At 70.5% G+C, this 5,086-nt stretch carries 4 protein-coding genes; 2 read left to right on the top strand and 2 right to left on the bottom strand.

The features are described 5' to 3' along the window. Positions 1-57: 57 nt before the first annotated feature. Complete coding sequence (locus VFE05_22940; protein ID HET6232952.1) at positions 58-1,731, bottom strand: hypothetical protein; 1,674 nt, start codon at positions 1,729-1,731, stop codon at positions 58-60. Continuing rightward, entirely contained in the window at positions 1,725-1,928 is a 204-nt protein-coding gene (locus VFE05_22935) for a hypothetical protein (GenBank protein ID HET6232951.1), read from the bottom strand. The genes VFE05_22940 and VFE05_22935 overlap by 7 nt, the downstream gene beginning before the upstream one ends. 842 nt (positions 1,929-2,770) lie before the next feature. Between VFE05_22935 and VFE05_22930 the strand changes: the two genes are divergently transcribed. Continuing rightward, positions 2,771-3,043 (top strand): hypothetical protein, encoded by a 273-nt coding sequence (locus VFE05_22930; protein HET6232950.1) that lies wholly within the window; start codon positions 2,771-2,773, stop codon positions 3,041-3,043. Positions 3,044-3,370: 327 nt separating this feature from the next. Beyond that, positions 3,371-5,014: a S8 family peptidase gene (locus VFE05_22925; protein ID HET6232949.1), complete on the top strand. Its 1,644-nt coding sequence runs from the start codon at positions 3,371-3,373 to the stop codon at positions 5,012-5,014. The last annotated feature ends 72 nt before the right edge of the window (positions 5,015-5,086 follow it).

Here is a 5,086-nt window from a genome sequence, read left to right as displayed (position 1 = left end):
GGGCGCCGCGTCACGCGGCGCCCGGCTTCGCATTTCCCGTTCAGGCCGGGACGGCTCTCACATCGTCTTGAGGTATTCGAGAAGGGCGGACTTCTCGTCGGCGCTGAGGTTCGTGCCGAACTCGTGGCCGGTGTTGCGGTTGCCGGACCGGCGCGTGTCCAGCACCTCGCGCGGCTGGGCTGCCGCGGCGATCCCCACCTTGCTCGGGTCGTACTCGCGCTGGCCCACGGCGAAGGTCACCGGCCTCTGCGCGGCGGGCTGCAGGAGGTCGTACAGGGTGGGCACCGAGTTGTTGTGCAGGTAGGGAGCGGTGGCCCAGATGCCCGCCAGCGGACGCGACGCCCACCGGCTGGTGGTGCGCCACACCGTGGGCTGCGGGCCGCTCCAGACGGCCTGCGAGTCGGCCGGCACGCGGAACGTGTGGTAGGCGTTCCTCTCCAGCCCCGCCAGGAACGGGCTGACCCAGGCGGTGAAGGTGCGCCCGTCGTTCATGGGCTTCGCGAAGTTCCTCAGCCGGTTCGAGTCGGTGGCGACCGAGGCCGGGGCGTTCCAGGCGTCGTTCGCCGGGTTGGTGTGGCACGACCCGCAGGTGGAGGCGAACACCGCGGAACCGCGCTGCGCCTTCGCCCGGTCGATCGGCCCGAAGACCTGCTCGGGCCAGCTCGGCGGCTGGATCTGCCGGCCCAGCACCTCCAGCCGGCGGATGTTGCGGGGGTTGAGCGTGGAGACGAGCGTGGCGCTGTCGTACACGGCGCCCACACCGATCGCCTCGCCCAGGTTGCGCTGCATGAACGAGTTGGTGTTGGCGTCGTAGTGGAACCACGTCTGGTTCCCGAAGCCCCACAGCCACGGATAGCTGACCGGGGCGGTGAGCGCCACCGTGTCCTGCGGGTAGATCGAGTTGCGCGCCACCCCGAACGCGTCCACGCGGCCCCAGCCGGCGGTGGTGCTGTCGGCGGGCGGCAGGACGCGGCGGAACGCGGCGACGCGCGCCTTCAGGAGCCGGTACGTCAGCACCAGGTCCGAGATGAAGGCCTCCACGTGCTTGGCCGGCGAGAGCCCGGGCGCGGCGCCGCGCAGCACGGACGAGCTCGCAGCCACCGCGTCGTCCGGCACCAGCGAGTCCGCGGCCGCGGCGGCGTCGGCGTAGGTCAGGCCGCGGGGCAGCGGGGCGCGCGGGGCGTCCGGGTCCGGAGAGACGGTGAGGCCGTGCAGGATGTCCTCGGCCGGCCGGCCGCGCTCGTGCTCCAGCGCGCGCCGCGCCCAGCCCAGCAGCCGGGCCGCTTCCGCGTCGCGTTCGGCGGCGCGCGGAAGGTCCTCGATGTCGCGTGCTAGGCGGTGCGACTCGTCGCGCACGAGTGCGGGGAGGTGCGGGTTGGCCGTCTCGTGCTCCTTCCGCAGCCGCCAGATGAAGGCCAGGAACTTCATCGGGTCGTGCATGGTGGTGTTCAGCGAACCCGTGAGGTCGTTGCGGAACAGGTCGGCCTCGAAGTTCGACGGACCGCCGTCCACCCGCATGCGCGTGCCCCGGTACGTGACCTCGCTCACGTGGCATGCCGAGCAGTTGATGCCGGTCATGTGCACGCCCAGCATGCGCGTGTCCACCGTCACCGCGTCGGTCAGACCGATGGGCAGGCCATTCGGGTTCGCGGGGTCGGGGATCAGCCCGAACCGGCCGGGGTCATCCATGAACGGCTTTCCCGTCATGTCGCTGGTGACGGCCTTCACCATGCCGTGGGCAGAATCTCGCTTCCCTGGGCGAGGTGGTAGAAGGTCTCGCGCTCCGCGGGCGACAGGCTGGACTCGAGCGCCACCATCACCTCGGGCTTGGCTGCGCTGGGCGCCCCGGCGGACGGGGCCGAGGGGCTGCACGCTGCGGCGGCGAGCAGCGTCGCGCAGAGGAGCGCGCCGGAACGGGCGAAGGGCATGGGAATGGCCTGGTGAGATGAGAGGGTGAGGCTGCGCGAGTTCCGGTGCGCGGGATCGCTTTCGGAGGTCTGACGAAGGGAGACCGGCAGGCGGGTGGGGACGAGCTGCTGGCACAAGCGAGGTGAAGACCGGCGGTGAAACTGATACAGGTTCGCGTCTCAGAACCAAATGTAGGCTCGTTCGGCCTGGGACGCAATGAAGTGTATTTAGGAGCGCGCCTTGTGCGTCACAGAACTTCTCCCGTAACGCGCAACGTCTGATCAGGTGTCGGGCGCAACGCATAGGGGGTTACCGCAACACCATATAGGCTGGTTCGGGTTTCCGGGACAAACGGAGCCAACGAGAGCATTGACGAACGGCGTCTATTTGCGGAACTGTCGCTTCACGCCCGAGCAGGAGCTTGTCGAAGAGTATCCGTCAGCGGCTCCACACTGCTCTATCTGAGATGCCGGACGCGAGGGTGACGCCGCGGTCCGTCCGTATCGAGTGTGAGGGCGGGCCGATCTCCAGCGCTTGTGTCGCATCTCTCCCGGCGGGCGAGCGCTCCGCGAGATGTACCGCTGCACCGACCGGGCACCCCCCGCCCGGACCGCGCCTCGGCGGTGCTTGTCGGTGTCGAGAGGTGTCTTCTCGGAGCCAGCGCGTCGATCGATGTCCGTCCGTGCGGTTGTCGTTCGTTGATCGTGGATCGTCTCTCGCCGACGATCACGAACGGACGATGGGTCGCGGCCCGGTCGCGGAATTGCGGCGCCGGGCGGGGAGCGGGACGGCGGGTGCGGCCGGATGGCTGCGTGGGCCGCCGCGGCTCCGTTTCAACCTTCTGCACGGAGGCGAGACTGCCATGAGGAACGCTCTGCTGGGGACCGGTGTGATCGCGCTGGTGATCGGGGCTTCGGGGTGCGCGGGGTTGCAGCTTCCGCGGATCGCGGCGCCGGGAAGCTTCCGGGTGCTCAGCTCGGCGTGCTCGCGCGCGACGCCGTTCAGCGGTGCGCGGTCGCTCCAGCGGTATCGCGCGCCCATCGCCGCGGCGCAGTCGCGCTACGGGCTGAACTACGGCTACGGACAGCCCACGAGCGGCGGCTGGAAGGGGCTCTCCAGCGGCGAGTGCTACTGAGGCGGTGACGACGGCGCATCGGGAGCCCGGCGCGGCGCGGGATCGAAGCCGTGCCGCGCCGGGCATCCGTCGCCCGTCGCCACGCCGCCGCGCATCTCCCGGCTCTGCATCCTCGGCTGGTCAACTTCCGATCTGCATCTCCTGACAACATCTTCCGAAACCGCATCTTCCCAAGCTCACGGAAACGTTCCGGGGCGAGGGGAGTAGATAGGTTGCGGAACTCGCCGCGCGCGCCCGCATGGGACGCGCGTGGCTCGCCGACGTGCTGCTTCCGCCGTGTCTTCGGGCGCCCACGCCGGGCGTGACTCAACCGGGAAGGACAAGCCTGTGAAGCCCATTCGCCTCTTCGCGCTGTATGCGCTGACCATCGCCGCGGCGCCCGCCGGGCTCGCGGCCCAGGCCGTGGCGCCCGCCGTCACGCAGGACGCCGCCGCGTCGGTGCCGCTGGGCCGCTGGTGGCTGCAGGACGCCACCAAGGACGGTGTGCGCGGCATCAGCGCCAACCGTGCGTACACGGAGCTGCTGGCCGGCCGCACGGTGAGGCGACAGGTGGTGGTGGCCATCATCGACGGCGGGGTCGACGTCTCGCACCCCGACCTGCGCGACAACATCTGGACCAACCCGCGCGAGATCGCCGGCAACGGCCGCGACGACGACAACAACGGCTACGTGGACGACGTTCACGGCTGGGACTTCATCGGCGGGCGCGACGGGCGCGACGTGGAGCACGACAACCTCGAGTCCGCCCGCGTGGTGCGCGACCTGGCCGCGCGCTACGCCACCGCCCGGCGCGACACGCTGAACGCCGCAGGCAGGGCCGAGTACGAGCGCTACCAGACCATGAAGCGCAAGCTGGACCAGGACCGCGCCACCGCTGCCACCGAGGTGCAGACGGTGAAGCAGATGCAGGCCGACCTGGCCACGGCCACGGCCCTGCTTCGCGGCGAGGCGGGCAACGACTCGCTCACCATGGAGCGGGTGCAGAAGATCAGCTCCATGCGGCGCGACGTGACGGCGGCCCGCGCGTACTGGCTGGAGCAGATGGGCCTGGGCAACACGCCCGAGCTGCTGGCCGAGGTGCGCAAGAACAACGAGGACAAGCTCCAGTACGGCCTGAACCTCCAGTACGACCCGCGCCCCATCGTGGGCGACCACTACGCCGACCTGACCGAGCGCGGCTACGGCAACGCCGAGGTGCAGGGGCCGGACGCGTTCCACGGCACGCACGTGGCCGGCATCGTGGCGGCCGAGCGCGGCAACGGCATCGGGGTGGACGGCGTGGCGCCGCCCACGGGCGTGAAGCTGATGGTGCTGCGCGCCGTGCCCGACGGCGACGAGCGCGACAAGGACATCGCCAACGCCATCCGCTACGCGGTGGACAACGGCGCCAACGTGATCAACATGAGCTTCGGCAAGGCGTACTCGCCGCAGAAGTCCGCGGTGGACGCGGCGGTGCGGTACGCCGACGCGCACGGCGTGCTGATGGTGCACGCGGCCGGCAACGACAACACCGACATCGACGTCTCCGACAACTTCCCCAAGCGCGCCTACCTGTCGGGCGGTGCGCCCGCCAACTGGATGGAGGTGGGCGCTTCCACCCCGTTCGGCCTGGACAGCCTGGCGGCGTCGTTCTCCAGCTACAGCAAGCGCAACGTGGACGTCTTCGCGCCCGGCGTGGAGATCTACTCCACCAAGCCCGGCGGCAGCTACCAGATGCTGGAAGGCACCAGCATGGCTTCGCCGGTGGTGGCCGGGGTGGCGGCGACGCTCATGGCGTACTTCCCGGACCTGACGGCGCCGCAGACCAAGCAGATCATCATGGAGTCGGCCACGCGCTACACGCAGCCGGTGGTGCGGCCGGGCGCCGAGCACGGCGAGCACGTCCCGTTCTCGGACCTGAGCAGCACGGGCGGGGTGGTGAACCTGTACGCGGCCGTGCAACTGGCCATGCAGCGCAGCGCGCAGCACTGAGCGGCCCGGCGCTCCCTTCATGCGGAGCGCCGGAAGCACGCGATTCGGCGGCCCGTCCCGGCGTGCGCGGGG

The organism is Longimicrobiaceae bacterium (assembly GCA_035696245.1).
Lineage (GTDB): Bacteria > Gemmatimonadota > Gemmatimonadetes > Longimicrobiales > Longimicrobiaceae > DASRQW01.
This window is presented reverse-complemented; position numbering and strand designations above follow the sequence as displayed.